The sequence below is a fragment of the Streptomyces sp. NPDC041108 genome (assembly GCF_055592645.1).
On the sequence record NZ_JBVIYK010000018.1, the window covers coordinates 109,565 to 134,726 of the forward strand.

Below are 25,162 nucleotides of genomic sequence, written 5' to 3' on the forward strand. Positions count from 1 at the left end.
GCCCCGCCGCCCGGACACCGGCCGCCACCCCGCCGACGCCTGCCACCGGCCGCCGTCACACCGGTGGGTGACATCCCCGATGGCGTGAATGGCGGTGTTGCCCGTGTGCCGTGCGGTGCGCGAGCGTGCGGTGTCATGGACCGTGACCAGAGTCACCGCATCCCGCCCCTGACCCGCCGTCAACTCCTCGCCGCCACCGGGGCCACCGGGGCCGCCGCGGTCCTCGGCACCGCCGGTCCGGCCGCGGGCGCTGCCGGACCGGGTACCCCCGGCACCGGCCCCTCCCTCACCTTCACCCGGGCGACCAACGCTTCGGCGACCCTCGCCACCAGCGGCGACACCCTGATCGCCGAGGTACAGAGCGGCCTGTGGTCCCTGCCGCGCGGCGGCGGCAGAGCAGTCCCCCTCACCCCGGCCGGCCTCGAACCCAACCGGCCCACCCACTCCCCGGACGGCGACCTGGTCGCGTTCTGCGCCTACCAGGGCGGCGGCTTCCACCTGTGGACCATGCGCCCCGACGGCTCCGAGCTCAAGCGGCGCACCGACGGCCCCTGGGACGACCGGGCCCCGGCCTGGTCGCCCGACGGCACCCGGCTCGCCTTCTGCTCCGAACGCGGCGGCGACCCGGACAGCCCAGCCAACGGATGCCCCTACCGCGTCCACGTCCTGGACCTCGCCACCGGCGACATCACCCGCGTCACCGGCCTCCCCGGCCAGGCCGGCCCCCTCCAGGACGGCGGCTGGGAGGACTTCGACCCCACCTGGTCACCGGACGGCACCCGGCTGCTGTTCGTGCGCGGCAAGGTCGTCACCACGGGCACGACCCCGGCCGTCGAGTCCCGCACCGTGGCCGCCGTGGCCGCCGACGGCACCGGCCCGGTGACCGTCGAGCACACGGAGACCGAAGCCGCCCAGGTCATGACCCCCGCCCTCGCCCCGGACGGCCGGCTCGCGTACCTGCGCACCACACCCTCCCCCCACGGCACGTGCACCCTCGTCGTCGCCGGAGAGCCCGTCCCGGTCGACGGCGACCTCGCGCCCGTACCGCCCCGCTGGACGGCCCGGGGCGAACTGCTGCTCACCCTGGACGGCCGGTTCACCCTCCTGCGCCCCGAAGCACCCGCACGAACCGAGAGGATCCCCTTCGAGGGAGTCCTCCCCGTGGACCGGCCACGCCACCGGACCAAGGAGTACGACCTCGGAGAGGCACGGGTGCGGCCCGCGCGGGGCATCCACCTGCCCGCACTCTCCCCGGACGGGCGGAGCGTCGCGTTCGCCGCCCTCAACTCGCTCTGGCTGGCGCGGACGGCGGGCGGCCGCCCGCCGAAGCGGCTGCGGCAGTCGCCGCCCACCCGCTGGCTCCTCGCACCCGCCTGGGCGCACGACGGACGGTCCCTCGTCTACGCCGACGACCGCGACGGCCTCCTCGGCGTGTACCGGCACGATCTGGCCACCGGAGAGGAGACCGCCCTCGCCACCGGCGGCCGGGTCATGCCCGCCCTCTCGCCCGACGGGCAGCGGCTCGCCTGCCTCGACATGGCCGGCCGCCTCGTCGTACGGGACCTGGCGAGCGGCGAGGAACGCGTCCTCGTGGAACCGCTCGGCGGAGGCGGCATCCCCGGCAGGCCCAGCTGGTCGCCGGACGGCCGGTATCTCGCGCTGTGCGACCGCAACCGGCTCGGCGCCCGTTTCCGCGAGGGCTACAACCTGATCCGGGTCGTCGACGCCACCACCGGCGCCGACCGGCTGCACGCGGTCGCGCCCCACACCTCGATCGCCGACCGGTACGACTCCGGGCCCGTCTGGTCGCCCGACGGCCGCTGGATGGCCGTGATCGTCGAGTCCGCGCTCTGCCTGCTGCCCGTGGCCCCCGACGGCACCCCGCGCGGAAAGCTCCGCACCCTCACCACCGACCCCGCCGACCACCCCACCTGGTCCGGCGACTCCAGGACCCTGCTCCACCAGTCGGGCACCCGCCTCCGGCTCGTCGACGTCTCCGGCGGCCGCCCGCGCACCGTCCGCGTACCGTTGGACCGCACCCGGCCCACACCCGCCGACACCGTCGTCCACGCCGGCCGCCTGTGGGACGGCACCGGCGAGACGGTCCGCGAGGACGTCGACATCGTCGTACGCGGCGGCCGGATCACCGCCGTCGAACCCCACCGGGGCGACCGCCGGGCCGCCCTGCGCCGTGTCGACGCCTCCGCGCACACCGTGATCCCCGGCCTGTGGGACACCCACACCCACCCCTGGCAGAGCACCTACGGCAGCCGCCAGGCCGTCGGCCAGCTCACCTACGGCGTCACCACCGCCGTCTCCCTCGGCGGCTTCGCCCACGAACAGGCCCGCATCCGCGAGGAGGTGCACGCCGGACGGCTCGCCGGACCCCGCCTGCTCACCACCGGCGAACTCCTGGACGGCGCGCGGGTCGCGTACAGCATGGGACGCGCCCACCGGACGCGGGCGGGACTGCGCCGCTCGCTGGAGCGGGCCGCCGCGCTCGACTGGGACTTCGTCAAGACGTATGTGCGGGCGCCCGGTTGGGTGATGAGCGAGGCCGCCCGCTTCGCCCACGAACGTCTCGGCGTCCGCACCGGAGGCCATCTGCTCTCCCCGGGCGTGCAACTCGGGCAGGACCTGACGACCCATCTGCAGGCCACCCAGCGCGCCGAGTTCGGCCACGCCGTCACCGCGAGCGGGCGGGCGTACGAGGACGTCGTGGAGATCTACACCCGGCAGGGCGTGGACTTCTCCCTGATCGCCACCCCCTTCACGGCCCTGCCCCTCATGGGCGCGGATCCCTCCCTGGCCGACGACCCCCGGGTCACGGCCGTGATGCCACCGTGGGACGCCGCCCTCGTCCGGCAGGGAGCGGGAACTCCTCCCACACCCGACCAACTCGCCGCGCTGCGCACCGAGACCGACGTCTACCGGCGGATCCTCACGGCCGGCGGCATCGTCGCCCTCGGCACCGATCAGCCGCTCGTACCCGTCGGCCTCTTCCTCCACCTCGCTCTGCGCGCGCTGCACGCCGGCGGGCTCACCCCGGCCGAGACCCTGCGCACGGCCACCGTGCTCCCGGCCCGCCTCTTCGGCCTCGACGACCACCTCGGCACGGTCGGCGCGGGCAAGCTGGCGGACCTGACCGTCGTCGACGGCGACCCCTTCACCGACTTCGCCGACCTCGTCCGCACGGTCTCGGTCCTGCGCGGCGGAACGCCCTACACCACCGAGGAGTTGGTGGCCGCCTACCGACCGGCGGCCCGGCGCGCGAAGGCCGCCGGGACCGAGGAGGACTGGCTGGAGGTCGGCCGTCAGATGCGCCGGGACAGCTGCTGCCACGACGGCCACTGAGGGTCGTCCGGTCTCCGGTCCCTAGTGGTCGGTGTCCTTGCCGATGAACAGCTCCGCGAAGGCGGACGCGGCGGCGGGGGAGCCGAGGACGCGACGCAGCCGGGCGGTGGCGGCACCCGCCCGGAACGCGTCGCCGGACGACGGCCCGTGCAGCAGCTCCGCCAGCCACTGCGAGAACTCCTGGTAGTGCCAGACCCGGCGCAGACAGGCCGCGGAATAGCCGCGCAGCCCGCTGTCGTCGCCCTCGCGCAGCCGGGCGATCAGGGCGTCCGCGAGGAGGAGGGCGTCGTGCAGCGCGAGGTTCATGCCCTTCGCGGCGATCGGCGCGACGAGATGGGCCGCGTCGCCGGCGAGGTACAGACGGCCGTACGCCATGGGCTCGGTGACGTAGTTGTGCATGTCGAGCACCCGCTTCTCGACCAGCGGGCCCTCCGTGAGCGGCCTGGTGCCGGGCACCGCCAGCCGGGCGTGCAGCTCGGACCAGACCCGCTCGTCCGGCCAGTTCGCCGGTTCGTCGCCCGCCGGGACCTCCAGGTAGTAGCGGGTGACCTCCGGGCCGCGTGCCATGTGCCCGGCGAAGCCCCGGGGATGGACACCGAGGATCACGCAGTCGGACGAGGGCGGCGCCTCGGCGAGCAGCGCCAGCCACCCCACCCCGTGGTCTTGCCGGGCCACCGTGGCGTGCGCGGCGGGCAGCGCGGTGCGCGTGACACCGCGCGCGCCGTCGCAGCCCGCGACGAACTCGCAGTGCAGCAGCCGCCGTTCGCCGCACGCCGGGTCCAGGTACGACACCGAGGGCCGCTCGCCGTCGACGTCGTGCAGCTCGACCTCCCGCACGCCGAAGCGGATGTCACCGCCCCGGACGTCCGCGTACTCCCCGACCAGGTCCGTCACGAGCAGCGGCTGCGGGTACACGTAGTGGTGGTGCCCCGTGATCTCCGTGTACGGGAAGCGCCGGCGCTCACCGGCGAAGCGGAACTCGAACTCCGTGTGCACCGGCGCCCGTTCCACGAGCCGTCCCGCCAGCCCGCGCCGCTCCAGGGCACGCACCGCCCACTCCTCCAGGAACCCGGCCCGGGGCCGGGTCTCGATGAACTCCCGGCTCTCGGTCTCCAGCACCACACAGTCCACGGAGGCCGCCCGCAGGATGTTGCCGACGGTCAGCCCGGCGGGTCCGGCGCCGACGATGACGACGGGGACGCGTTCGGCGGGGGAGGCCATCCGAGCATTATGCCGGTCCTGGGCGGACGGTCACCGCAGCCCGAACTGCCCTGCCCAGTCGGCGATGTCGGCCATGGTCGCGTTGCCGCCGCAGACCACGAGACCCAGCCGGGCGCCGTCGCCGACCCGCTCCCGCACCTGCCGGGCCGCGGGCAGCAGGCATCCGGCGGCGGGCTCCGTCCACACCTTGGCGTGCTCGGCGAAGTCGAGGACGCCCTGTACGGCCTCGGCGTCGGGGACCACGAGGACGTCCTCGACGAGGGCGGTCACATGGTCGTAGGTGAGGCGGGAGGCGGAGGGCGCGCTGAGCGTGGTGACGACGGAGGAGAGGGGGACCGTGACGGGGCCGCCGGCCGCGAGCGCCTCGGTCATGGCCGTCGCGCCGACGGTCTCCACACCCCAGACACGGACGCCGGGACGCAGGGCCCGGAAGACCGCCGCGACACCGGCGATCAGCCCGCCACCGCCGATGCTCACGAGTACGTCGGTGAGCGCGCCGGAGGCGTCCGCGGTGTCGGTGTCCTCGACGAACTCCAGGCCGACGGTGCCCTGACCGGCGATCACCAGCGGGTCGTCGAAGGGGTGGACGAGGGTGAGACCCTCCTCCCGCAGCCGTTCGGTCAGTGCGAACGCCTCCGCCATGCCGTCCGTGAGCCGCAGCGAGGCCCCGGCCGCCTCGACGAGGTCGACGGCACGTCGCGGGGCGTTCCTCGCCATCACCACGGTCGCCTTGATGTGCAGTGCCGCGGCCATGTGCGCCAGCGCGATCCCGTGGTTGCCGCCGCTGACCGCGACGACGCCGGCCGCCCGCTCGGCGGGGGTGAGCGCCAGCAGTTTCGCCGTGGCGCCCCGGGCCTTGAACGAGCCGGTGCGCTGCAGCAGCTCCAGCTTCGTGGTCACGGGGACACCGAGCAGCTCGGACAGCCCCGGGCTCGGGACGGTCGGCGTCCGCACGACATGGCCGGCGATCGTCGCGGCGGCATGCCTGATCTCGTCTGTCCCGATCAACACGTGGGCACTCCGTTCGGGTGGTGCTTCGGCTTGCGGCCCCGGTGGGGGCAGGGTGGTGCGTTCGGCCGCGGACCCGGTGGGGGCCGGTCGCGCCGATCCCGGCGCCCTGAGAAGCCGGGGCTGAGCCCCCAGCCTTTCAGACCCGCGGCACCGTGGTACTTCAGGCCCTGCGGGGCCCGGGCTTTCGGGGGCGCGGGGACCTGCGCGAGAAGCCCCACCGGGCCCGCACCCGCAGTAGAGCCCCAGCCGTCCCGTCCCCCCGCGTCACCTCACCGCAGGCGATCCGCCCAGTCACCCGGCACCCGCCCGGCCGGGCCCGGGGCCGGCTGGTCCGTGGGATGGCTGAGCGGCGGTGCCAGGTCCGGCCCCGACTCGTACATCTCGGAGGTCTCGTAGTTCCAGAACCAGGACTCCCCGGGCTCATAGCTCCGCACGAAGGGATGTCCGGAACCACTCGCGTGCGCCGTCGCGTGCTGCGCGGGCGAGGAGTCGCAGCAGCCTACGTGACCGCACTGCGCGCAGCGCCGGAGGTGGAACCACCAGCCGCCGGCGGCCTCGCACTCCACGCAGCCGTCGCCGCTCGGCGGCACGGCGGGGTCGATGCCGGCGGGCGGCGTCATGAGGTCTCCTCGGACAGGTCGGGAGCGGGGAGCGGGCGGTCGTCGGGGTCGTCGGCGAGGGTGAGGTCGAGGTCCGCCGCCGGCGCCGTCAGCGGCAGGAACACCTGGAAGCGGGTCTCGCCCGGCCGGGACCGGACCTCGATGTGACCGTGGTGCTTGTTGACGACGATGCGCCAGGAGATGTCGAGGCCGAGCCCGGTGCCCTGCCCGACCGGCTTGGTCGTGAAGAACGGGTCGAAGATCCGGTCCCGGATGCCCGCCGGGATGCCGGGACCCGTGTCCTGGAACTCCACCAGCACCCGGTCACGGTGGTCGAGCGCCGTGCGTACCGTCAGCGTGCCCGCGCCGCCCGTCTCATTGATCGCGGAGACCGCGTTGTCGATCAGGTTCGTCCACACCTGGTTCAGCTCCCCCGGATAGGCGGGGATGCGCGGCAGCGTGCGGTCGTACTCCTTCACCACCTCGATCCGCTCGCCGATCTTCCCGGACAGCATCAGCAGGGTGCTGTCGAGGAGTTCGTGGACGTCGGCGTTCTGGTACGGCGCGCGGTCCAGCTGCGAGTACTGCTTCGCCGCGTCGACGAGCTGGGTGACACGGGTCGTGGAGTCCTCGATCTCGTTCATCAACAGCTCGGTCTCGACGGTGTAGTTGAGCCAGCGGACCGCGCCTTCGAGGGTGTGCTCGTCCACGGCGGCCGCGACCTGGTCCAGCCAGGCGCTGTCGAGCCCGGCCTGGACGAAGGTCGGCGCGAGCTGCCAGCCGCCCGCGATTCCGTGGTCGTCGAGCCAGTCCGAGAGCTCGTCCTCCCGGTCGGACGCCTCCAGCGGGCTGAGCGGGGTCGCCTTGGCCACCTGCTCGGCCGTCCGTTCCTGCAGGTCGACCAGCGACTCCAGCGTGGCCCGCTTGTACGGCCCGGCGGCGATGACCCCGAGCTTGTGCCGCATGCCGGCCACCCGCTCCCGCAGCGCGGAGGTGGCACGCACGGCCGCCGCGGCCGGGTTGTTCAGCTCATGGGTGAGCCCGGCCGACAGCGAGCCGAGCGCCAGCAGGCGTTCGCGCTGGTTGATGGTCCGCTGGGTGTTCTGATGGCCGAAGAACACGCCTTCCAGCAGGTGCACCGCCATGGGGAACCAGTCGCGCATGATCTGGGCGAAGGCGGCCGCGGGCAGGACATAGAAGCGGGAGGGGACGGTGACCCGCATGGAGCCCTTGTAGCGGGCCTGGTCCGCCTGGTCGCCGAGATACGCCTGGAAGGCACCCGCGTACACGCCGACCTGGGAGCTGCGGCTGACCTCCACGTCGTCGTCGCCGACCTGGCGGGACAACACGACCGTGCCCTCCAGGAGCACGAAGAAGCAGGTGGCCGGCTCGCCCTCCTGGTAGACGGGGCCGGGCTCGAACCGCTCCACCCGGCCCTCGCGGCACAGCCGGTCCAACTGCCCGTCGTCCAGCTTCTCGAACAGGAACAGCCTGCTCAGCTCGGCCCGGTCGCACGGCGACGGCTGCCCGCTCACGACGACGCTCCTGCGGGTGTCATGACTGCTCCAGATACCTGTGCACCAGCATCACGGCCATCGCTCCCTCTCCCACGGCGGACGCGACCCGCTTCGCGGACTCCGACCGCGCGTCCCCGGCGACGAACACGCCGGGCACATTGGTCTCCAGGTGGTACGGGGGCCGGTCCAGCTCCCAGCCCGGCGGCGGGCCCCCGTCGGCGGTCATGTCGGGCCCGGCCACGATGAACCCGCGCTCGTCGCGGAGCACGGTCCCCTCCAGCCAGTCGGTGTGCGGCTCGGCGCCGATGAACACGAACAGCCACTGGGCGTCGACGAGTTCCTCGCGCCCGCTCGCCAGGTCCTTGAGGGTCAGCTGCTCGAGCTGGTTCGTGCCGTGCGCGGCCTCGACGACCGTGCCGGGGCGCACGAAGATGTTGGGCGCCTCGGCGAGCTGCTGGATCAGGTAGTGCGACATCGACGCGGTGAGCGAGTCCCCGCGGACGAGCAGGGTGACCGACTTGGCGCCCCGCGAGAGGTACATCGCGGCCTGGCCGGCCGAGTTGGCGCCGCCGACGATGTACACGTCGTGGCCCTGGCAGCCGGCGGCCTCGGTGAGCGCGGAGCCGTAGAACACCCCGCAGCCGGTGAGGTCCGCGCAGCCCGGCGCGGCGAGCTGGCGGTACGACACGCCGGTCGCCAGGATCACGCTGTGCGCGGCGACGGCCGAGCCGTCGGAGAAGCGCACGGTCCGGGCCGCCCCGTTCACCTCCAGACCGCTCACCTCGCGGGCGGTGAGGATCTCCGCCCCGAACTTGGTGGCCTGGCGCCGGGCCCGGCCGGTGAGCTGCCCGCCGGAGACCCCGTCGGGGAAGCCCAGGTAGTTCTCGATGCGTGAACTCTGTCCGGCCTGTCCGCCCGTGGCCGACCTCTCCACGAGCAGGGTCCGCAGTCCCTCCGAGGCCCCGTACACGGCCGAGCCCAGCCCGGCCGGTCCGCCGCCGATGACCACCAGGTCGTAGAAGTCCTGGGCCGGTGTCGTGGCCAGCCCCACCCGCTCGGCCAGCTCCGGGTCCTCCGGCGCGAGCAGCGGTGTGCCGTCCGGGGTGACGACCAGCGGCAGCCGTCGCCCGTCCGCGCCGGCCGCCGCGAGCAGCCGCCGTCCCTCCGGTTCGTCCGACGAGAACCAGCGGTAGGGCACCTGGTTGCGCGCCAGGAACTCGCGTACGCCGGACGACCGCGCCGACCACCGGTGCCCGACCACCTTCGTGATGCCCACACAGCTGCGGTCGGCGGCCCGCCATGCCTGCAGCAGGTCGTCCAGGACCGGGTAGAGCTTCTCCTCCGGCGGGTCCCACGGTTTCAGCAGGTAGTGGTCGAGGTCGATGACGTTGATCGCGTCGATCGCCGCGCCGGTGTCGGCATAGGCGGTCAGCAGGACGCGCCGCGCGCCCGGATAGACGTCCAGGGCCTGTTCCAGGAACTCGATGCCGTTCATCTCCGGCATGCGGTAGTCGGCCAGGATCACCGCCACCTGGTCCCCGCGCAGCTTCAGCTCCCGCAGGGCCTCCAGAGCCGACCGCCCGGACTCCGCCCGCACGATCCGGTACGACTCGCCGTACCTGCGCCGCAGGTCCCGGGCCACCGCACGCGACACCCCGGGATCGTCATCCACCGTGAGGATCACGTTCCGCGCCGGACCGACCGCCTGAGTCATACGCCTCCACCCCGAGCCAATGGGCCCATCGTATGTTCGACCGTACGGGTTCGCTCGGTTTCCGCTCGGCCGCAGGCCGGAGCCCTTCGCCGGGGGTTCAGCTCCTGCGCGGGGCCAGTACGCAGAACTCGTTGCCCTCCGGGTCCGCGAGCACCACCCACGGCTCCTCGCCGCTCTGTCCGACGTCCGCGTGCCGGGCCCCGAGGGCGAGGAGGCGGCTGACCTCCGCGGCCTGGTCGTCGGGGCGGAAGTCGAGGTGCAGCCGGTTCTTGACGGTCTTCGCCCCCGGATCGCGTCCGAACAGCAGTCCGGGGAGGCGGTCCGGGGCCGGACGGATCTCGTACTCCTCGGGGGAGTCGTCGACGACGACCCAGCCGAGCGCCTGCGCCCACCAGCGCCCGAGGGCCGCCGGATCGGCCGCGTCCACCACCAACTGCTCCCACTCCAGAGTCATGCGGCGAGCGTAGTGAAGACTGGGCCCGTCAGCCATGTGACTACAGAGAGGTGGGCGATGACGACGCGCCCGATCACCGCCGCAGTGGACGGTACGCCCGAGAGCCTCGCCGCGCTGGCGTGGGCCGGCCGGGAGGCCGTACGCCGGGGCCTGGCGCTGCGGGTGGTGCACGCGTGGCAGTGGGAGCCGCACGAGGCGGTCGCCGTGGACCGGGACGGCCAGGCCCGGTGGGCCGAGGAGGCCCTCGACGAAGCGGCGCGAGGCGTTCGCGAGCGCCACTCTGGACTGGCGGTGACGACGGAACTACTGGAGGGCCCGCCGGTCGAGATCCTGGCCGGCGTCGCCGGCTCCGCCGAGGCGCTGGTGCTCGGCTCGCGCGGGCACGGCGCGGTGATCGGCTTCCTGCTGGGCTCCGTCGGACAGCAGGTGATCGTGGAGTCCCCGCGTCCCGTCGTGCTCGTCCGCGCCGAGGACAGCCCGGCGGGCGAGGCCGCCGGACGTGAGATCGTCGTGGGCCAGCAGGGCACGGCGGAGGACAGCGCCGACGTCCTGCGGTTCGCCTTCGAGTCGGCGGCGGCCCGCGGGGCGTCCCTGCGCGCGGTCCGGGCGTGGGCGCTGCCGCCGCTGTACGCCTACAGCCCCGGTTCGCTGAAGCTCCTCGACGAGGCCGGCGGCCTGGAGCCGTACGAGAAGAAGGCGCTGGCCGCCGCGCTGGAGCCGTGGCGGGAGAGGTTCCCCGAGGTGCCCGTCACCGAGCACGTGGAGATCGGCAGCGCCGGGCAGGTGCTGCTGTCCGTGGCGCACCGGGCACAGCTGATGGTGGTCGGGCGCCGCGCCCGCCGTACGGCCGTCGGGGCCCGGATCGGTTCGGTCACCCACGGGGTCCTGCACCACGCGCGCTGCCCGGTGGCCGTGGTCCCGCACGGGTGAGGGCGGCCGGCGGTCCCGGCCGCCCGGCGGCTCACATGGGGGTGACGTCCTCCGCCGGGGGCGGCAGCAGCGCCAGGGTCCTCGGCAGGACGTTGTCGATGTAGTCCTTCACCGCCATGTCCAGGCCGATGTCGTGCTGGGCCCGCTCGGACAGGTACCAGCGGTGTTCGAGGAGCTGGTGGTAGATCTCCGCCGCGTCCATCGAGCCGCGCAGTTCGAGCGGGACGGCCCGCACGGTCGGGCGGAACACCTCCCGCACCCAGCGGTGGGCCAGCACCTCGGGGCGGGCGCCGAGGGGGTCGCCCGGGGCGTAGTCGTCCTGGGTGGCCATCCAGCTCTCCAGGTCGTTCAGGAGGCGCCGGGCCTGGTTCTCCTCGGTGTCCAGACCGGTGAGCCGCAGCAGCTGCCGCTGGTGGTGCCCGGCGTCGACGACCTTGGGCACGAAGGTCACCGTGTCACCGTTGTCGGCGTGCTCGATCTGCATCTCGGCGACGTCGAAACCGAGTTCGTTGAGACGCCGGATCCGGCGCTCGATGTAGTGGTACTTCCCGGCCGGGTACACCGACCGGCGCGTCAGCTCCTCCCACAGCCCGTGGTAGCGCGAGCAGATCTCGTTGCCGAACTCGATGGGGTCCACCGAGGGGTGCAGCGCGCCGGACGCCTCCAGGTCCAGCAGTTCGCCGCTGATGTTCACCCGGGCGAGATCGAGGTCGTACTCGCGCTGCCCGGAGCTGAGCCGCGGGTGCAGATCGCCCGTCTCGGCGTCCACCAGGTACGCCGCGTACGCGCCCGCGTCCCGCCGGAACAGCGTGTTGGACAGCGAGCAGTCGCCCCACGCGAACCCGGCCAGGTGCAGCCGCACCAGCAGGACGGCGAGGGCGTCCATCAGCCGGTGCATGGTGGCCGGACGCATGGTCGTCTCGAACATCGAGCGGTAGGGCATCGAGCCGCCCAGGTGCCGGGTGATCAGCACCGACTCCAGGGGATCGCCCGCCTCGTCGAGCCGGCCGGTGACCACGCCGAGGGCGTCCACGGCCGGGATGCCGAGCCGGTCCAGGTCGCGCAGCAGCTCGTACTCGCGCAGGGCGGGCCGCTCGGCGAGTTCCTTGACGGCGACGACCTCGTCGCCGGCCCGGGCGTAGCGCACGACGTGCCGGGAGATACCGCGGGGGAGCGGCACGAGATGGTGCTCGGGCCACTCCTCCAGCGGCACGTGCCACGGCAGTTCCAGCAGCAGCGCAGGGTGTTCCGGGTTGGTGGCGCTGATCTGCAGTGCCATGGGTCCTGGTCCTCAGCCTTCGTCTCACGGTGGTGCGGAGTGCTCGTGGGGAAGCGGTTTCCCGCTGCCGCCCGGAGCATCTCCCCATCCGGAGGACCGTTTCGTCAACAGCCGCCCGATCCGTGGTCAGGCGGGAGTGGGAGCCGTCGGCTCAGGCTCCCGCCGTCCGAGCGCGGACCGGACGTTCCAGCCGCCCACGGCCAGGCACACCAGCCCGGTGCCGCCCGGGTACAGCCAGACGCCGTTGTCCCGCACGACGGCCGTGCTCGACGACGCGTCGTCCACGTAGGCGGGCACGAGCCCGGTGGGCCTGCTCGCGAACGTGGTGTCGACCTCGACCCTCGGGATGCGGAAGGAGCCGTCGCCGGCCCGGAAGGACCCCTCGCACGACCAGTCGTCGTCACCGTCCGACTCGGACACCTGGCACCGGCTGACCACGAACTGCCCGGCCACTCCGTTCAATTGCGTCTCCAGCCGGAGCAGCGCCGCTCCGAGCAGAAAGGCTCCGCCGCCGAGCGCCGTCACCGTGGTCAGCAGCTTTCTCGGCCCCATACGTGCCATGGATCGTCCCCCTGTTGGTTCTGTTCGGTTGTTCGTTCTGTTCGGTTCCGTACGGCGGTGCGGGCGGTGCGGCCGGTGCCGCGGTGCGGTCGTCACAGTCGTGCGGTCGTCACGGCGGTGGTCGGTACGGCGGTGGTCGGTACGGCGGTGCGGTCAGTGCCGGGCGCGGCGGAAGACGTCGTCGGAGTCCGAGTCGTCCCAACCCCCGGACTCCTCCGGCACACCGCGGCGGAGGGCCCGCGCCGAGGTCGCGTACATCGCCTCGATCTCCGCCTCGTACCGTCGCACGATCGCGTCCCGGCGCAGCTTCATCGACGGGGTGAGCAGGCCGTTGGCGAGATCGAAGGGCTCGGGCAGGATGCGGTAGACACGGATCGACTCCGCGCGCGACACCGTGCTGTTGGCCGCCGCGATCGCCCGCAGCACCTCCTGGCGCAGCGCGTTCTCCTCCCGTGCCTCCCGGCCCAGCAGCTCACCCGGCGCGGACAGCGACCCCCGCCAGTGCGCGAGGAACTCCGGATCCAGGGTGAGCAGGGCGCCCACGCACGGCCGGTTGTCGCCCACGACCACCGCCTGGTGGATCAGGGGATGCATCCGCAGCTGCTCCTCCAGCGGTGCCGGGGCCACGCCCTTGCCCCCGCTGGTGATGATGATCTCCTTCTTGCGGCCGGTGATCGACAGATACCCCTCGCTGTCCAGCCGTCCGATGTCCCCCGTGGCCAGCCAGCCGTCCTGCAGCGCGGCCCGCGTGCCCGCCTCGTCGTTGACGTAACCCTGGAACACCGAGGGCCCGTTGACCAGGATCTCCCCGTCCCGGGCCACCCGGATCTCCGTCCCCGGCAGCGGACGGCCCACGGTGCCGAACTTCTCCCGGCCCACCGGCTGGGCGGTGATGCCGCCGGCGGTCTCGGTGAGGCCGTACCCGTCGTGGACGAGGATGCCGATGCCGGCGTAGAACAGCGTGAGGTCGCGGTTGAGGGGGGAGCCGCCGGAGCAGCCGCCGCGCACCCGGCCGCCGAGAGCCCCGCGCATCTTGCGGTACACCGTCTTCTCGTAGAACGCGTGTTGCAGCTTCAGGTCCATGGCGGGGCCGGGGCCCGTGCCCAGCCGCTGCCGTTCGGCGGCGAGCGCGTAGTCCTGGGCGGTGCGTACCGCGCGCTCGAACAGCGGCCCCCTGCCGGCCTGTTGGGCCTTGCGCAGGAAGTTCTTGTAGATCTTCTCGAAGAGATAGGGCACACCGAAGAGGAACGTAGGCCGGAAGGACCGCAGAGCGGCGGACAGGGCCTCCTCGGTCGGCTCCGGTTCGTGCGCGAGGAGCAGCCCGCCGCGCAGACACATCCCCTGGATCATCAGGCCGTAGACGTGCGAGAACGGCAGGAACGCCAGGATCGCGGGCTGTTCGCCCGGCGCGGCGGTCGTCTGCCGCCACCCGGCGAGCAGGACGTCGCAGGGGCTGGCCAGGCTGCGGTGGGAGAGCGCGCAGCCCCGGGGGTGACCGGTCGTGCCGGAGGTGTACGCGATCACCGCCGTGGAGTCCGGCATCACGATGCGGCGCAGCGAGTCCACCGTCGCGTCCGGCACGTCCCGGCCGGCCTCGACGAGCCGCGGCAGGGAATCGGCGTCCAACTGCCAGACGTGGCGCAGCAGCGGCAGCTTGGCGCACACCGAACCGACCGTCATCACGCCCAGTTCGTCCTCGACGACCACGCCCACACAGCCCGCGTCCCGCAGGATCCACTCGATCTGGTCGCGCGACGACGTGGGACAGACCGGTACGATCTCGGCGCCCACGGCCCACAACGCGACGGCGAGCAGCGTCCACTCGTACCGGGTGCGGGCCATCACGGCGACCCGGTTGCCCGGCCGGATCCCGGAGGCGATCAACCCCTTGGCCAGATCGGCCACTTCGTCCCGCGTCTCGGCCGCGCTCACCCGGGTCCAGGTGCCCGGGAAGGCGGGGTCGCGGCGCGCGATCTGCGGCAGCGCGGGATCACGGTGTGCCGTCTCGAACAGCGGATCGGCCAGCCCTCCGGCCATGACCGGCCCCGTCGGTGGAGCAAGACCGAAGTTGCCCATGCGACGCTCAGAACCTTCCCTGCACGCGACCTCGCCGAGCGGTGCGCCAACCGGCGGTGATCGAACGTAGCGTACGGCCACGGCGTCGCGCGCGGGGAATCGGCAAGTCGGCCGCCGCCCCATCCGCACTGTGGGCCGTGGACGTGATGTGCGGCACGTGCGCACCCGCCCGCGCGAGGCCCTCCCGGCAATCGTCGCTGCACACGGCTTGATCACCTCTGACCGGCGGTAATGCGTCGAACCCGGACGTCCGACGGGTGTGGCACTGTGGTGCGCGCGAACGCGGGAGAGGTCCCGCCGATGTGGAGAGGTGGACGGTGCGCGAGCCCAATGTGATCGGGGACTGGCAGGAGTACGACGGTGACCTGGCCGGCCTGCGCGTGCGCGTCCACCAGGTCGAGTGCGCCGAACCCCCACGGGGCCGCGACGACGCCGCCGAGGGCCTCGCGTACTTCCGGTTCCGGGTGACGGTGGAGAACCGAGGCGCCGAACACGTCGGCCTGCACCTGGAGGACGGCCAGCTCGACATCCGCACCGGCCCCGACGGCGAGAGCGCCTTCCTCGACTGGCGCAACTCCCGGTTCATCGAGGGCTTCGACCTCTACCCGCTGCGCCGCGCCACCTCCGTGCTCTACGCGGCGGCTCCCGAGGCCCACCTCACGCAGTTCGACATCCAGGTCCAGCTGCGGGTCGACGAGGAGTGGACCGAGCGGTACCTGTGGTCCGGCGGCATCGGGATCGACGAGGACCTCCTCGACCCGGCGGCCGGCCCGGGCCGGGAGGGCATCGCCGGGCAGATCAGCGCGTTCCTGCACGAGGAGGCGGAGCGGGGGGCGGCGGGCTGAACCCCGCCCCGGGGCTCACCCGGTGCCGGCGGGCGTGCGGTGGCGGTCCCGGGCGCCGGGGAACAGCCGCTTCAGCAGCGGCCAGGCCAGCAGTACGGCGATGATCGCGTACACCGTCACCGAGAACGGCGTGTTCACCAGGCCGGTGACGCTGCCGTCGCTGATCTGGAGGGCGCGGCGCAACTGCTGCTCGGCGTTCGGGCCGAGGATCACGCCGATGACGGCCGGCAGCACCGGCAGCCCGTAGCGGCGCATGCCGAACCCGATCAGGCCGATGATCAGCAGGATCACGAGGTCGATCACCTCACCGCCGACCGCGTAAGCGCCGACCGCGGCGAAGAAGAGGATGCCCGCGTAGAGGTACGGGCGCGGGATGCGCAGCAGCTTCGCCCACAGCGGGGCCAGCGGCAGGTTGAGCGCGAGCAGCAGCACCATGCCGACGAAGAGCGAGGCGATCAGGCCCCACACCAGGTCGGGCTCGCGTTCGAAGAGCAGGGGGCCCGGCTGGATGCCGTACTGCTGGAAGGCGGCCAGCATGACCGCCGCGACCGCCGTGGTCGGCAGCCCGAGGGTCAGCATGGAGACCAGGGTGCCCGCCGCCGAGGCCGAGGCGGCCGACTCCGGGCCCGCGACGCCCTCGATGGCGCCCTTGCCCCAGTCGTCCGGGTGCTTCGACAGCCGCTTCTCGGTGACGTACGACAGGAACGTGGGGATCTCGGCGCCGCCCGCCGGGATCGCGCCGAACGGGAAGCCGATGAACGGGCCCCGCAGCCACGACCGCCAGCTCCGCCGCACATCGGCGCGGCCGAGCCACGGACGGCCCACCGGTATCGGCTCGGGCGGACTGCGCCGCAGATGGGCCGCGACCCACAGCGCCTCGCCGATGGCGAACAGACCGACCGCGACGATCACCACGTCGATGCCGTCGGCGAGCTGGAGGGAGCCGAAGGTCAGACGCTGCTGGCCGGTCATCTGGTCCAGCCCCACCAGGCCGATGGTGAGACCGATCAGCAGGGAGGCGAGTCCGCGGATCCGGGAGGAGCCGAGGACGGACGTCACGGCGATGAACGCCAGCACCATGATCGCGAAGTAGTCCGGGGCGCCGATGTCCACGGCCAGGTCGGCGACCGTCGGCGCGAGCGCCACCAGCAGGAGCGTGCCGACCATGCCGCCCGCGAAGTGCCCGACGGCGGCCGCCGCGAGCGCCTGCGCGCCGCGCCCGGACCTGGCCATCGGATGCCCCTCCATGGCCGCGACCACGGCCGCGCTCTCCCCGGGGGTGTTGAGGAGGATCGAGGTGGTGGATCCGCCGAACATCGCGCCGTAGTAGATGCCCGCGAACATGATGAACGCGCCCACCGGGTCCAGCCCGTACGTCACCGGCAGCAGCAGCGCGACCGCCATGGCGGGCCCGATACCGGGCAGCACACCGATCGCCGTGCCCAGCAGCACACCGACCGCGGCCCACAGGATGTTGACCGGCGTCAGGGCCGTGCCGAAGCCGTCCAGGAGGGAGGTGAGGGCGTCCATGTCACAGCACTCCCATCAGCGGGCCGCCCGGCAGCGGCACCCCGAGCAGGTTGTCGAACAGGACGTACGTGACCAGGGAGACGACGGCCGCGATCAGCGGGTCGCGGTCCAGGTGCCGGCTGCCGAGCGCGTAGGCCGCGCCCCAGAACAGCAGGGCGCCCGCCACGGGGAAGCCGAGCGGTTCGATGAGGACGGCCGCGCCGAGGAACACCCCGGCGAGCAGCAGCACCGTGCGCCAGTCGGCGGGCTCGGACAGGTCGATGTCCTCGCCCCCCTCGGCCTGGCCCCGGCCGCCCCGCACCACGTCCACCGCGAGCAGCGCGGCGATCACCAGCAGCCCGGCGCCGACCACGACCGGCACGGTCCTCGGCCCCACCGGCCCGCGCTGGGCGATGTCGACGTCCATGGTCAGCGCGTCGGTCAGGACCAGGACGCCGAGGGCAAGCAGCAGGACACAGACCCCCAGTTCGGAGTGGTCGCGCAGCCAGGTGCGGCGCTCGGCGGACGGCGGGGGAGTGCCGGTGGTTTCGGTGTCCGTCGTCACAGCCCCAGCTCCTTCAGCACCGACACCACGCGTTTGTCCTGGGCGTCCAGGAACGCGCCGAACTCGTCGCCGGTCAGAAAGGCGTCGTCCCAGCCGTGTCGCTTCAACGACTGCCGCCACTGAGGTGAGTCGTGCAGTTCCTCGATCAGCCGGGTGAGTTTGCCGCGCTGGGCGTCGGTGAGACCGGGCGGGGCCACGATGCCGCGCCAGTTGGTGAAGTTCACGTCGTAGCCCGCCTCCTGGAGGGTGGGCGCGTCCAGCCCGGCCACCCGCTTCGGGCCCGTCACCGCGAGCAGCCGCAGCTCGCCCGCCCTGATCTGGTCCAGGTACTCGCCGACCCCTGACACCCCGAAGGCGACCTTGTCGCCGAGGATCGAGGCGAGCAGTTCGCCGCCGCCGTCGAAGGGGACGTAGTTGACGTCCTTCGGCGCGATCCCCGCGGCCCGCGCCATCAGCATCGGCGCCAGATGGTCCGGCCCGCCCGGCGCCGACCCGCCGCCCACCGGCAGCTCGCCCGGGTCCTCCTTCCACGCCCCGATCAAATCGTCGACCGTCTTGTACGGCGAGTCCTTCGCGACCACCACGACGTCCTGCTCCTCGGTGAGGCGGGCGATCGGTGTGGTGTCGGCGAGCGTCTTCGGCGCGTCGTTGGAGCGGACGGCGCCCACGACGCCGAGGCCCATCGACATCGCGAGCCTGCCGTTGCCGTGCTCGCCGACCAGCCGGCTCAGACCGACCGTGCCGCCGGCCCCGGGCAGGTTGAACACCTCGATGTTGTGGGTGAGCCCGGCTTCCTCGGCGTTCTTCGCGGCCGTCCGGGCCGTGATGTCGTAGCCGCCGCCGGGCGTGTTCGGCACCATGAAACGCAGGCCCGGGATCTGGGTGCCGGTCTCGCCGCCGCTGCCGGTCGTCAGCAGCGGCGGCCCCACGAGCACGAGGGCGGCCGCCCCGAGCAGGGCGAGGGGGGTGCGCAGCCGCACGAATGCCACCACCTGTCGGTCGGGTCGAGGGGGGAAGGTGACCTGGGCCACATCGTGCCCGCGTGGGGCGGAGCTGACTCGGTTGCGCAAACAACGGTGGTTGTGGTCGTAGTGGTCACGGCCCCTGTCACCGTATGAGCACGTCCCGCACACCTCCCTTTCCCGGATCGGGACCGGGCGCCATGATTGTGCGACCCACCGCACAGGCCGGCGCCCGAGCCGCCTGACAACGTGTCGGCACGAGAGAAGAGTCCGTCGTGGTGTTCCGCCGCCATACCCTCGCAGGCGAGATGCTGGTCCTCCAGCTCGCCATCGTCGTGGTGGTGCTGCTGGCGGTCGCGGCGGTCTCGCTCACGCAGTCGGCGGCCACCTTCAACCGGGTCGAGGGACGCCGGGTCACCGCCCTCGCCGAGCAGCTCGCCGCGAATCCCCTGGTCCGTGACCGGCTCGCCCAGCCCGTCGCGCACGAGGTGCTGGCGCCGCTGGTGAACTCCGTCCAGACCCAGTCGGGGGTCACGTCCGTCACGGTCGCCGACGTCGACGGCCGCATCGTCAGCTCCACCGACCCCACCGTGATCGGCGACACGATGCCCGCCGACGAGGGCGCGGTGGCGGGCCGTGGCTGGTCCGGCCCGCTGACCTTCGACGGCAACCGCGAACTGGTCGCCCAGGTCCCCGTGCTCGGCGCGACGGTCGACGACCTGGGCCGGCTGCTGGGCACGGTGATGATCGGCGAGGCCGCCCCGACCGTGTGGCAGCGCCTCAGCGGAGCCTCCTCCTACCTCCTCGCCTACCTCGGCATCGCCAGCGGCCTCGGCCTCGCCGGTTCCTGGCTGCTGGCCCGGCGCGTCAAACGGCAGACCCTCGGCCTGGAACCGCAGGAGATCGCCGGCCTCGCGGAACACCGCGAGGCCATGCTCTACGGCATCGCCGAGGGCGTGATCGCCCTCGACCCCCAGCACCGGCTCACCCTCGCCAACGAGATGGGCCGGCGCCTGCTCGACCTGCCCGGGGACTGCGTCGGCAAGAGCCTGGCCGACCTCGGCGTGGAGGGGCGGCTGCGGGACGTCCTGGTGGGAGCGCAGGAGGCGGGGGGCGGCGTCCGCGACGGCGGGACGAGCGCCGGCGGAGGCGTGACCCGGGCTCGTGAGGGGGGTGCGGGGAGCCGCGGTGACGACGCCGCGGCCGACCGGCGGGACGAGGTGGTCGTCCGCCGGGGCCGGGTGCTGGTGATGAACCGGATGACCGTCACCAAGGACGGCCGCCATCTCGGCTCCGTCACCACGCTGCGGGACCGCACCGAGCTGGCCCGGCTCGAACGGGAGATCGGCTCCTTCCGCAGCTCCGCCGAACTGCTGCGCGCCCAGGCCCATGAGTTCGCCAACCAGCTGCACACCATCTCCGGACTCATCCAGATCGGCGAACAGGACGAGGTCGTCCACTACATCCGCGCGCTGAGCCGCCACCGCCACTCCCTCGACGTCACCCTCAGCCGCCGCGTCCGCGACACCGCCGTCGCCGCCCTGCTCACGGCGAAGACCTCCCTCGCCGCCGAACGCCGGGTCACCCTGCGCATCTCGGAGAGCACCGCGCTCGACCGGCTCGCCCCCGCGGACGCCGCCGACGTGGCGACCGTCGTCGGCAACCTCGTCGACAACGCCGTGGACGCGGCCGCCACCACGACCGTCCCCGACGGCCACGAGGCATGGGTCGAGGTGGAACTGCGCCAGGACGCCTCCAGCGTGGAGATCGTCGTCCGTGACTCGGGTCCCGGCGTGGCCCCCGAACTCGCCCGTGAGGTCTTCTCCCACGGCTTCACCACCAAGGCCGCGCGCGAAGGCGAACGCGGCATCGGCCTGGCCCTCACCCGCCTGGTCTGCGAACGCCACGGCGGTGAGATCTCGGTGACCAACACCCCCGACGGGGCCATGTTCACCGCCCGCATGACCGTCAGCCACCTCGCCGACGCGGTGGCGGAAGGAGCGCCCCGATGAGCGGCACGAACGGCACGAGCAGCCCGCCCGGCACGATCGACGTGCTCGTCGTCGACGACGACTTCATGGTGGCCCGGGTCCACCGCACCTTCGTCGAACGCGTCGAGCCCTTCCGCGTCGTCGGTGTCGCCAGCACCGGCGAACAGGCGGTGCTGGCCGTCGACGAACTCCGCCCCGACCTGGTCCTGCTCGACCTCTACCTGCCCGACGGCTTCGGCCTCGACGTCATACCCCGGCTGCGCACCGCCGGCCACGACTGCGACGTCATGGTCATCAGCGCCGCCCGGGAGGCCGACAGCGTGCGCGGAGCGGTCCGCCACGGCGTCGTCGACTACCTCCTCAAGCCCTTCGAGTTCGAGGAACTGTGCTCCCGGCTCCAGCGGTACGCGGCCCAGCGCGGCCGCCTGCTCACCACCGTCGTCCGCGGCCAGGCCGACGTCGACCGCGTCCTCGCCGGAGCCGCCGCACCCGCCTCGGCGGCCGGCGCCCTGCCCAAGGGCATGAGCGTCGAGACCGCCGAACTCATCGAAGGCACCCTCCGCGGCACCGACGGCAGCCTCTCCGCCACCGAGTGCGCCACCCTCACCGGCATCTCCCGCGTCAGCGCCCGCCGCTACCTGGAGTACTTCCACGGCATCGGCAGCGCGGACGTCTCCCTGCGCTACGGAGTGGCCGGGCGGCCGGAGCGCCGGTACAGCTGGCGGTTGTGACGGCCCCGCACCGGCCCCGGCGGCCCCCCGGCACTACAGCCCCAGGTGCCGTCGCACGACGTCGACGACCTCCCCCGGCCGGTCGTTGAGGAAGAAGTGGCCGCCGGGGAACACGCACACCTCCGTCGGCCCGTCGGTGTGGTCCGCCCAGGCCCGCGCGTCCGCCACCGGGGTCACGGGATCGGCGTCACCGGTGAGGACGGTGACCGGGCAGGCCAGCCGGTCGCCGGGGCGCGGCTCGTACGTCTCCAGGGCCGTGTAGTCGCCGCGCAGGGCCGGCAGGACGAGCCGGAGCAACTCCTCGTCCTCGAAGACCTCGCTGCCGGTGCCGTTCAGCGCGCGGACGGCCGCCAGCAGCCCCGCGTCGCTCGCCCGGTGCAGGCTCCTGCGTTCCCGGATCACCGAGGGAGCGCGCCGACCCGACACGAACAGCCGGACCGGGGCCCGGCCGGCCGCCTCCAGCCGCAGCGCCGCCTCGTGGGCGACCACCGCGCCCATGCTGTGGCCGAAGAGGGCGAGCGGACGGTCGTCGTCCCCGCCGACGGCCTCGACCACCCGCTCGGCCAGCTCCCGGACGCTCGTCGTCGGCGGCTCGGCGTACCGGTCCTGGCGCCCCGGATACTGGGCGGCCAGCACATCGGCCCGCGGGGCCAGGGCACGCGCCATGGGCAGGTAGGAGCCGGCCGAGCCGCCCGCGTGCGGGAGGCACAGCAGCCGGACCGCCGCTTCGGGGGCGGGCCGGTAACGACGGATCCACGCGCCGCCGTCGACCGCTGAGGTCATGAACCCACTCGCTTTCCGATTCCCAGTCGCGCTTCCGGCGTCGGTACGCGTTCCAGCACACCGCCCGCGAAGACGTCGTACAGGGGCAGTGTCTCCAGGTGGACGTACCCGATGTGGCAGTCGCAGACGGACAGCGGGCACGGGCGGGGCGCGAGCGCCGCACGGAAGGAACCGTCGTAGAGGTTGCCCAGCTCCGCCTTGACGAAGTGGCAGCGCCGCACCGTCCCCTCGCCGTCCACCGACACGACCGTCGAACCCGTACGGCAGGCGCGGCCCGCCGAGCGGTGCGGATGACGGCTGAAGGGGAAGAGGGGATCGAGCCCGCTCCACACCGCCGCCTCCTCGTCGCTGTAGGTGTGACCCTCGGCGGCGTTCACCCACAGGTACACCTCCTCCGGCAGCTCCCCGCGCAGCCGCCGGGCGTGCTCCAGATGCTCGGGCAGCCCGACGATCCCCACGCTGAACCGGATACCCGTCCCGGACAGCCGGCGCGTCTTGTCGAGGAACCGCTCGTACGGGGTCTGCCCGGGGTGGTACGTGCACCACAGGGCCACCGTGTCCCGGTCGGCCCGCGTCAGCCACTCCGTGCGGCAGCTGAGGTTCGTCTGGATCGCCACCCGGTCGATGTGCGGCTCGTGGGAGAGGCCGACCAGCGCCTCGCGGTACCAGGAGCGGGTCAGCCCCTCGCCCCACGGTGTGAAGAGCACCGACAGCCGGTCCCCGCCCTGGGCCCGGGCCCAGGTGGTGAAGCGGTCCAGGGCCGCGCGGTCGGCCCGCAGCCGGTCCGGGGAGTCGCGGCGCTTGGCGAACGGGCAGTAGGGGCAGTCGTAGTCGCAGGAGGCGAGGGGGCCCCGGTACAGGATCGTCAGGTCCATGGGCTCCGTCACCTCAGCTCGTACTCGGCCATCGCGGCCCGGACGGCGGGGGAGAAGAAGCCGGGCCCGATGGCGTCCGAGTGGGCCAGCCCCTCGTCGGACAGGCGCAGCAGCCCCTCGCCCGCCTCCGCCAGCCAGCCGCGCCCGGCCAGCAGCTCCAGCTCCGCGGGGAAGTCCGCGTACGGGTCCGATCCGAACCGCCGCCGGTAGTCCGCCACCGGCATCCCCCGGGCCTGGAGCAGCGACTGCAGCAGATGACGCCGCCGCGCCTCGTCCTCGTCGACCGCCCGGCCGTGCACGGCGCGCCCGAAGTCCTCGGTGGCGGTGTAGTCGTCGATGATCGTCCGGATCCGGCTCATGCCGACCGCGTAGTCGAAGGAGTAGTGCAGCCTCGACGTGTACGACCGGGCGCCGCAGCCCAGGCCGATCATGCCGTCGGTCTGGCAGGCGTGGTCGTCCGGGCCCTGCGCCGGCGCGTCCGTGCGGCGGAACATCCGCATGGAGACCTGCTCGTAGCCGTGCGCGAGCAGATGGTCCAGGCCCTCGCGGTAGCGCCGCAGCCGGCTCTCGTCCCACTCGCGGTCCGCGACCGCCGGGTCCGCGTGGCGCCCGAGCCCCGTCAACGGCCGGACGTACAGCGGATAGAGATAGATCTCCTCCGGCCGCCAGGCGAGGGCCGCGTCGAGGGACAGCCGCCAACTGGCCGCCGTCTGCCCGTCGATGCCGTAGATCAGGTCGATGTTGAGGACGGGCAGGGCGGCGTCGCGGATCCGGGCGAGCGCCGCCTCCACGTCGGACCGCCGCTGCGGGCGTACGGCCGCACGGGCCTCCTCGGCCACGAAGCTCTGCACACCGAGGCTCAGCCGTGTGGTGCCCCGCTCGGCCAGGACCGCCAGCCGGTCGGCCGTCGCCGTGGCGGGGGACGCCTCCACCGACAGCGGGATCGCCCGCAGGTCCGCGCCCAGGTGCCGCTCGGCGATGTCGCACAGCCGCTCCAGCTCGGCGGCCTCCAGATAGGTCGGCGTGCCACCGCCGAAGGCGGCGTTGGCGAACCGCACCGGCTCCGCGTCCCCGAGAGCCTCCCGCACCGCGATCGCCTGCCGTTCGAGGGCGTCGAGATAGCGGCCGGTCAGTCCGTCGGGCGCGCCGATGCGGGTGAAGAGGTTGCAGAAGCCGCACCGCACCTCGCAGAACGGGATGTGCGCGTACAGCGACAGCGCCTGCCGGGACTCCCCGGCCCACAGCTCCGCCAGCCGCGGGGCCCCGGGCAGCTTCCGGTACGCCGTCTTGTGCGGGTAGGCGTACACGTAGTGCTGATAGGGGCGCCGCGACGCGGGGGTGTCGATGTCGGTCACGGTGACGGTCATGCGGACGGCTCCAGGAAGAAGTGGCTGTAGGGGACGGTCCACACGGCCTCGTGACCGAGCCGGTGTCCGGTGTAGCCGTCCTCGCCGTAGGTGGTTCCGTGGTCGGAGCAGACGACGGCGAAGCAGCGGCGCCGCGAACTCATCGCGGTGAAGAGCCGCCCGATGTGCCGGTCGACGTACTCCAGGGCCGCCGCGTGCGTGACCAGGCTGTCGCCCGCCTCCCGGGTGGCGCCCGGCAGATGGAACCAGTTGGGCTGATGCAGCGCCGAGGCGTTGAGGAACAGGAACAGCCGCTGTCCGGCGGGCAGTTCGGCAACGATCCGTTCGGCGCGGGCCACCTGGGACTCGAAGGACGTCGGGGACGCCACGGAGAACTCCGGCTCCCAGTGGCTCTCCTGGAACAGGTCCGGCAGGACGCTGCCGAGGGCCCCCTGCTTGTTGAAGAAGCCGACACCGCCGACGCACACCGTGCGGTAGCCGTGCTCGGCCAGCGCCGACACCAGGTCGGGGCTGTCGAAGACGAACGTGCGGCCCGCGGTCGTCTCGCTGCCGGCGAACCGGCCGGCGAAGAGCCGCGGATGCGGTCCCGGCGTCGCCGGGGTCGGCAGGAAACCCGCGAACATCGCCTGGTGCGAGGCATAGGTGAAGCTGCCGGGCGCGTGCCGCTTCTCCCAGGCGCCGCCCGGCAGACGACCGGCCAGGTTCGGCAGCCGGCCCGCCGCGGCCAGCTCCGCCGCCACGTCGTACCGCAGGGTGTCGAGGGTGAGCAGCAGCAGGTCGTCGCGGCCCACGACCTCGTTCATGTCGGGGGCGCCGGC

General features: G+C 73.2%; 21 protein-coding genes. 5 read left to right on the forward strand and 16 right to left on the reverse strand.

Annotation, left to right across the window (positions count from 1 at the left end; translation table 11 throughout):
• The first annotated feature begins 135 nt into the window (after positions 1-135).
• On the forward strand, positions 136-3,354 hold the full coding sequence (locus ACZ6BB_RS35355; protein ID WP_471619216.1) for an amidohydrolase family protein: 3,219 nt from the start codon (positions 136-138) through the stop codon (positions 3,352-3,354).
• A 21-nt stretch (positions 3,355-3,375) separates the two neighbouring features.
• On the opposite strand, the gene ACZ6BB_RS35360 is transcribed toward ACZ6BB_RS35355, so the two are convergent.
• The 6 genes from ACZ6BB_RS35360 to ACZ6BB_RS35385 all read right to left on the reverse strand — a co-directional run bounded on the left by ACZ6BB_RS35360 (position 3,376) and on the right by ACZ6BB_RS35385 (position 9,870).
• Positions 3,376-4,575, reverse strand: coding sequence for a 4-hydroxybenzoate 3-monooxygenase (locus tag ACZ6BB_RS35360; protein WP_471619217.1), 1,200 nt, complete (start codon positions 4,573-4,575; stop codon positions 3,376-3,378).
• A gap of 30 nt (positions 4,576-4,605) precedes the next feature.
• Positions 4,606-5,583: a threonine/serine dehydratase gene (locus tag ACZ6BB_RS35365; protein ID WP_471619260.1), complete on the reverse strand. Its 978-nt coding sequence runs from the start codon at positions 5,581-5,583 to the stop codon at positions 4,606-4,608.
• A 272-nt stretch (positions 5,584-5,855) separates the two neighbouring features.
• Positions 5,856-6,206 (reverse strand): UBP-type zinc finger domain-containing protein, encoded by a 351-nt coding sequence (locus tag ACZ6BB_RS35370; RefSeq protein ID WP_471619218.1) that lies wholly within the window; start codon positions 6,204-6,206, stop codon positions 5,856-5,858.
• Positions 6,203-7,720, reverse strand: coding sequence for an ATP-binding protein (locus ACZ6BB_RS35375; RefSeq protein WP_471619219.1), 1,518 nt, complete (start codon positions 7,718-7,720; stop codon positions 6,203-6,205). Before ACZ6BB_RS35375 ends, ACZ6BB_RS35370 begins: the two co-directional genes overlap by 4 nt.
• 19 nt (positions 7,721-7,739) lie before the next feature.
• Positions 7,740-9,416 (reverse strand): NAD(P)/FAD-dependent oxidoreductase, encoded by a 1,677-nt coding sequence (locus ACZ6BB_RS35380; RefSeq protein ID WP_471619220.1) that lies wholly within the window; start codon positions 9,414-9,416, stop codon positions 7,740-7,742.
• A gap of 97 nt (positions 9,417-9,513) precedes the next feature.
• Positions 9,514-9,870 (reverse strand): VOC family protein, encoded by a 357-nt coding sequence (locus ACZ6BB_RS35385; protein WP_471619221.1) that lies wholly within the window; start codon positions 9,868-9,870, stop codon positions 9,514-9,516.
• A 57-nt stretch (positions 9,871-9,927) separates the two neighbouring features.
• Between ACZ6BB_RS35385 and ACZ6BB_RS35390 the strand changes: the two genes are divergently transcribed.
• Positions 9,928-10,800 carry a universal stress protein gene (locus ACZ6BB_RS35390; RefSeq protein ID WP_471619222.1) on the forward strand — a complete coding sequence of 291 codons (873 nt, stop codon included), beginning with the start codon at positions 9,928-9,930 and terminating at the stop codon, positions 10,798-10,800.
• Between the two features lie 31 nt (positions 10,801-10,831).
• On the opposite strand, the gene ACZ6BB_RS35395 is transcribed toward ACZ6BB_RS35390, so the two are convergent.
• The 3 genes from ACZ6BB_RS35395 to ACZ6BB_RS35405 form a co-directional block, all read right to left on the reverse strand.
• On the reverse strand, positions 10,832-12,079 hold the full coding sequence (locus tag ACZ6BB_RS35395; protein ID WP_471619223.1) for a DUF4032 domain-containing protein: 1,248 nt from the start codon (positions 12,077-12,079) through the stop codon (positions 10,832-10,834).
• A gap of 126 nt (positions 12,080-12,205) precedes the next feature.
• Positions 12,206-12,640, reverse strand: coding sequence for a hypothetical protein (locus ACZ6BB_RS35400; RefSeq protein WP_471619224.1), 435 nt, complete (start codon positions 12,638-12,640; stop codon positions 12,206-12,208).
• 153 nt (positions 12,641-12,793) lie between these two features.
• Positions 12,794-14,716, reverse strand: coding sequence for an AMP-dependent synthetase/ligase (locus tag ACZ6BB_RS35405; protein ID WP_471619225.1), 1,923 nt, complete (start codon positions 14,714-14,716; stop codon positions 12,794-12,796).
• Positions 14,717-15,033: 317 nt separating this feature from the next.
• On the opposite strand from ACZ6BB_RS35405, the gene ACZ6BB_RS35410 reads away from it, so the two are divergent.
• Complete coding sequence (locus ACZ6BB_RS35410) at positions 15,034-15,561, forward strand: hypothetical protein (RefSeq protein ID WP_471619226.1); 528 nt, start codon at positions 15,034-15,036, stop codon at positions 15,559-15,561.
• A 15-nt stretch (positions 15,562-15,576) separates the two neighbouring features.
• Here the strand turns inward: ACZ6BB_RS35410 and ACZ6BB_RS35415 are convergent, their stop codons facing one another.
• The 3 genes from ACZ6BB_RS35415 to ACZ6BB_RS35425 are packed head-to-tail and all read right to left on the reverse strand — an operon-like array spanning position 15,577 to position 18,615.
• A complete protein-coding gene (locus ACZ6BB_RS35415; RefSeq protein ID WP_471619227.1) occupies positions 15,577-17,091 on the reverse strand; it encodes a tripartite tricarboxylate transporter permease in 1,515 nt (504 codons plus the stop codon).
• 1 nt (position 17,092) lies between these two features.
• Entirely contained in the window at positions 17,093-17,635 is a 543-nt protein-coding gene (locus ACZ6BB_RS35420) for a tripartite tricarboxylate transporter TctB family protein (RefSeq protein ID WP_471619228.1), read from the reverse strand.
• Positions 17,632-18,615: a Bug family tripartite tricarboxylate transporter substrate binding protein gene (locus ACZ6BB_RS35425; RefSeq protein WP_471619261.1), complete on the reverse strand. Its 984-nt coding sequence runs from the start codon at positions 18,613-18,615 to the stop codon at positions 17,632-17,634. The genes ACZ6BB_RS35420 and ACZ6BB_RS35425 overlap by 4 nt, the downstream gene beginning before the upstream one ends.
• A 290-nt stretch (positions 18,616-18,905) precedes the next feature.
• On the opposite strand from ACZ6BB_RS35425, the gene ACZ6BB_RS35430 reads away from it, so the two are divergent.
• Both ACZ6BB_RS35430 and ACZ6BB_RS35435 read left to right on the forward strand, forming a co-directional pair.
• A complete protein-coding gene (locus ACZ6BB_RS35430; RefSeq protein WP_471619229.1) occupies positions 18,906-20,609 on the forward strand; it encodes a sensor histidine kinase in 1,704 nt (567 codons plus the stop codon).
• Positions 20,606-21,319, forward strand: coding sequence for a response regulator (locus tag ACZ6BB_RS35435; RefSeq protein ID WP_471619230.1), 714 nt, complete (start codon positions 20,606-20,608; stop codon positions 21,317-21,319). Before ACZ6BB_RS35430 ends, ACZ6BB_RS35435 begins: the two co-directional genes overlap by 4 nt.
• Before the next feature lie 33 nt (positions 21,320-21,352).
• Here the strand turns inward: ACZ6BB_RS35435 and ACZ6BB_RS35440 are convergent, their stop codons facing one another.
• The 4 genes from ACZ6BB_RS35440 to ACZ6BB_RS35455 are packed head-to-tail and all read right to left on the reverse strand — an operon-like array spanning position 21,353 to position 25,147.
• Positions 21,353-22,102, reverse strand: coding sequence for a thioesterase II family protein (locus ACZ6BB_RS35440; RefSeq protein ID WP_471619231.1), 750 nt, complete (start codon positions 22,100-22,102; stop codon positions 21,353-21,355).
• Entirely contained in the window at positions 22,099-22,977 is an 879-nt protein-coding gene (locus ACZ6BB_RS35445) for an STM4011 family radical SAM protein (RefSeq protein WP_471619232.1), read from the reverse strand. The genes ACZ6BB_RS35440 and ACZ6BB_RS35445 overlap by 4 nt, the downstream gene beginning before the upstream one ends.
• A gap of 8 nt (positions 22,978-22,985) precedes the next feature.
• The gene (locus ACZ6BB_RS35450; protein ID WP_471619233.1) at positions 22,986-24,344 is read right to left on the reverse strand and encodes an STM4012 family radical SAM protein; all 1,359 of its coding nucleotides are present in this window, start codon (positions 24,342-24,344) and stop codon (positions 22,986-22,988) included.
• Positions 24,341-25,147, reverse strand: a complete 807-nt coding sequence (locus tag ACZ6BB_RS35455) for an STM4013/SEN3800 family hydrolase (RefSeq protein ID WP_471619262.1) — start codon at positions 25,145-25,147, stop codon at positions 24,341-24,343. The genes ACZ6BB_RS35450 and ACZ6BB_RS35455 overlap by 4 nt, the downstream gene beginning before the upstream one ends.
• Between the last annotated feature and the right edge of the window lie 15 nt (positions 25,148-25,162).

Bases quoted from the DNA above. Each gene is read 5' to 3' on its own strand.
- ACZ6BB_RS35355 (WP_471619216.1), top strand. From the start codon at position 136: ATGGACCGTGACCAGAGTCACCGCATCCCGCCCCTGACCCGCCGTCAA.
- ACZ6BB_RS35360 (WP_471619217.1), bottom strand. From the start codon at position 4,575: ATGGCCTCCCCCGCCGAACGCGTCCCCGTCGTCATCGTCGGCGCCGGA.
- ACZ6BB_RS35370 (WP_471619218.1), bottom strand. From the start codon at position 6,206: ATGACGCCGCCCGCCGGCATCGACCCCGCCGTGCCGCCGAGCGGCGAC.
- ACZ6BB_RS35380 (WP_471619220.1), bottom strand. From the start codon at position 9,416: ATGACTCAGGCGGTCGGTCCGGCGCGGAACGTGATCCTCACGGTGGAT.
- ACZ6BB_RS35385 (WP_471619221.1), bottom strand. From the start codon at position 9,870: ATGACTCTGGAGTGGGAGCAGTTGGTGGTGGACGCGGCCGATCCGGCG.
- ACZ6BB_RS35390 (WP_471619222.1), top strand. From the start codon at position 9,928: ATGACGACGCGCCCGATCACCGCCGCAGTGGACGGTACGCCCGAGAGC.
- ACZ6BB_RS35395 (WP_471619223.1), bottom strand. From the start codon at position 12,079: ATGGCACTGCAGATCAGCGCCACCAACCCGGAACACCCTGCGCTGCTG.
- ACZ6BB_RS35400 (WP_471619224.1), bottom strand. From the start codon at position 12,640: ATGGCACGTATGGGGCCGAGAAAGCTGCTGACCACGGTGACGGCGCTC.
- ACZ6BB_RS35405 (WP_471619225.1), bottom strand. From the start codon at position 14,716: ATGGGCAACTTCGGTCTTGCTCCACCGACGGGGCCGGTCATGGCCGGA.
- ACZ6BB_RS35415 (WP_471619227.1), bottom strand. From the start codon at position 17,091: ATGGACGCCCTCACCTCCCTCCTGGACGGCTTCGGCACGGCCCTGACG.
- ACZ6BB_RS35430 (WP_471619229.1), top strand. From the start codon at position 18,906: ATGCTGGTCCTCCAGCTCGCCATCGTCGTGGTGGTGCTGCTGGCGGTC.
- ACZ6BB_RS35435 (WP_471619230.1), top strand. From the start codon at position 20,606: ATGAGCGGCACGAACGGCACGAGCAGCCCGCCCGGCACGATCGACGTG.
- ACZ6BB_RS35440 (WP_471619231.1), bottom strand. From the start codon at position 22,102: ATGACCTCAGCGGTCGACGGCGGCGCGTGGATCCGTCGTTACCGGCCC.
- ACZ6BB_RS35445 (WP_471619232.1), bottom strand. From the start codon at position 22,977: ATGGACCTGACGATCCTGTACCGGGGCCCCCTCGCCTCCTGCGACTAC.
- ACZ6BB_RS35450 (WP_471619233.1), bottom strand. From the start codon at position 24,344: ATGACCGTCACCGTGACCGACATCGACACCCCCGCGTCGCGGCGCCCC.
- ACZ6BB_RS35455 (WP_471619262.1), bottom strand. From the start codon at position 25,147: ATGAACGAGGTCGTGGGCCGCGACGACCTGCTGCTGCTCACCCTCGAC.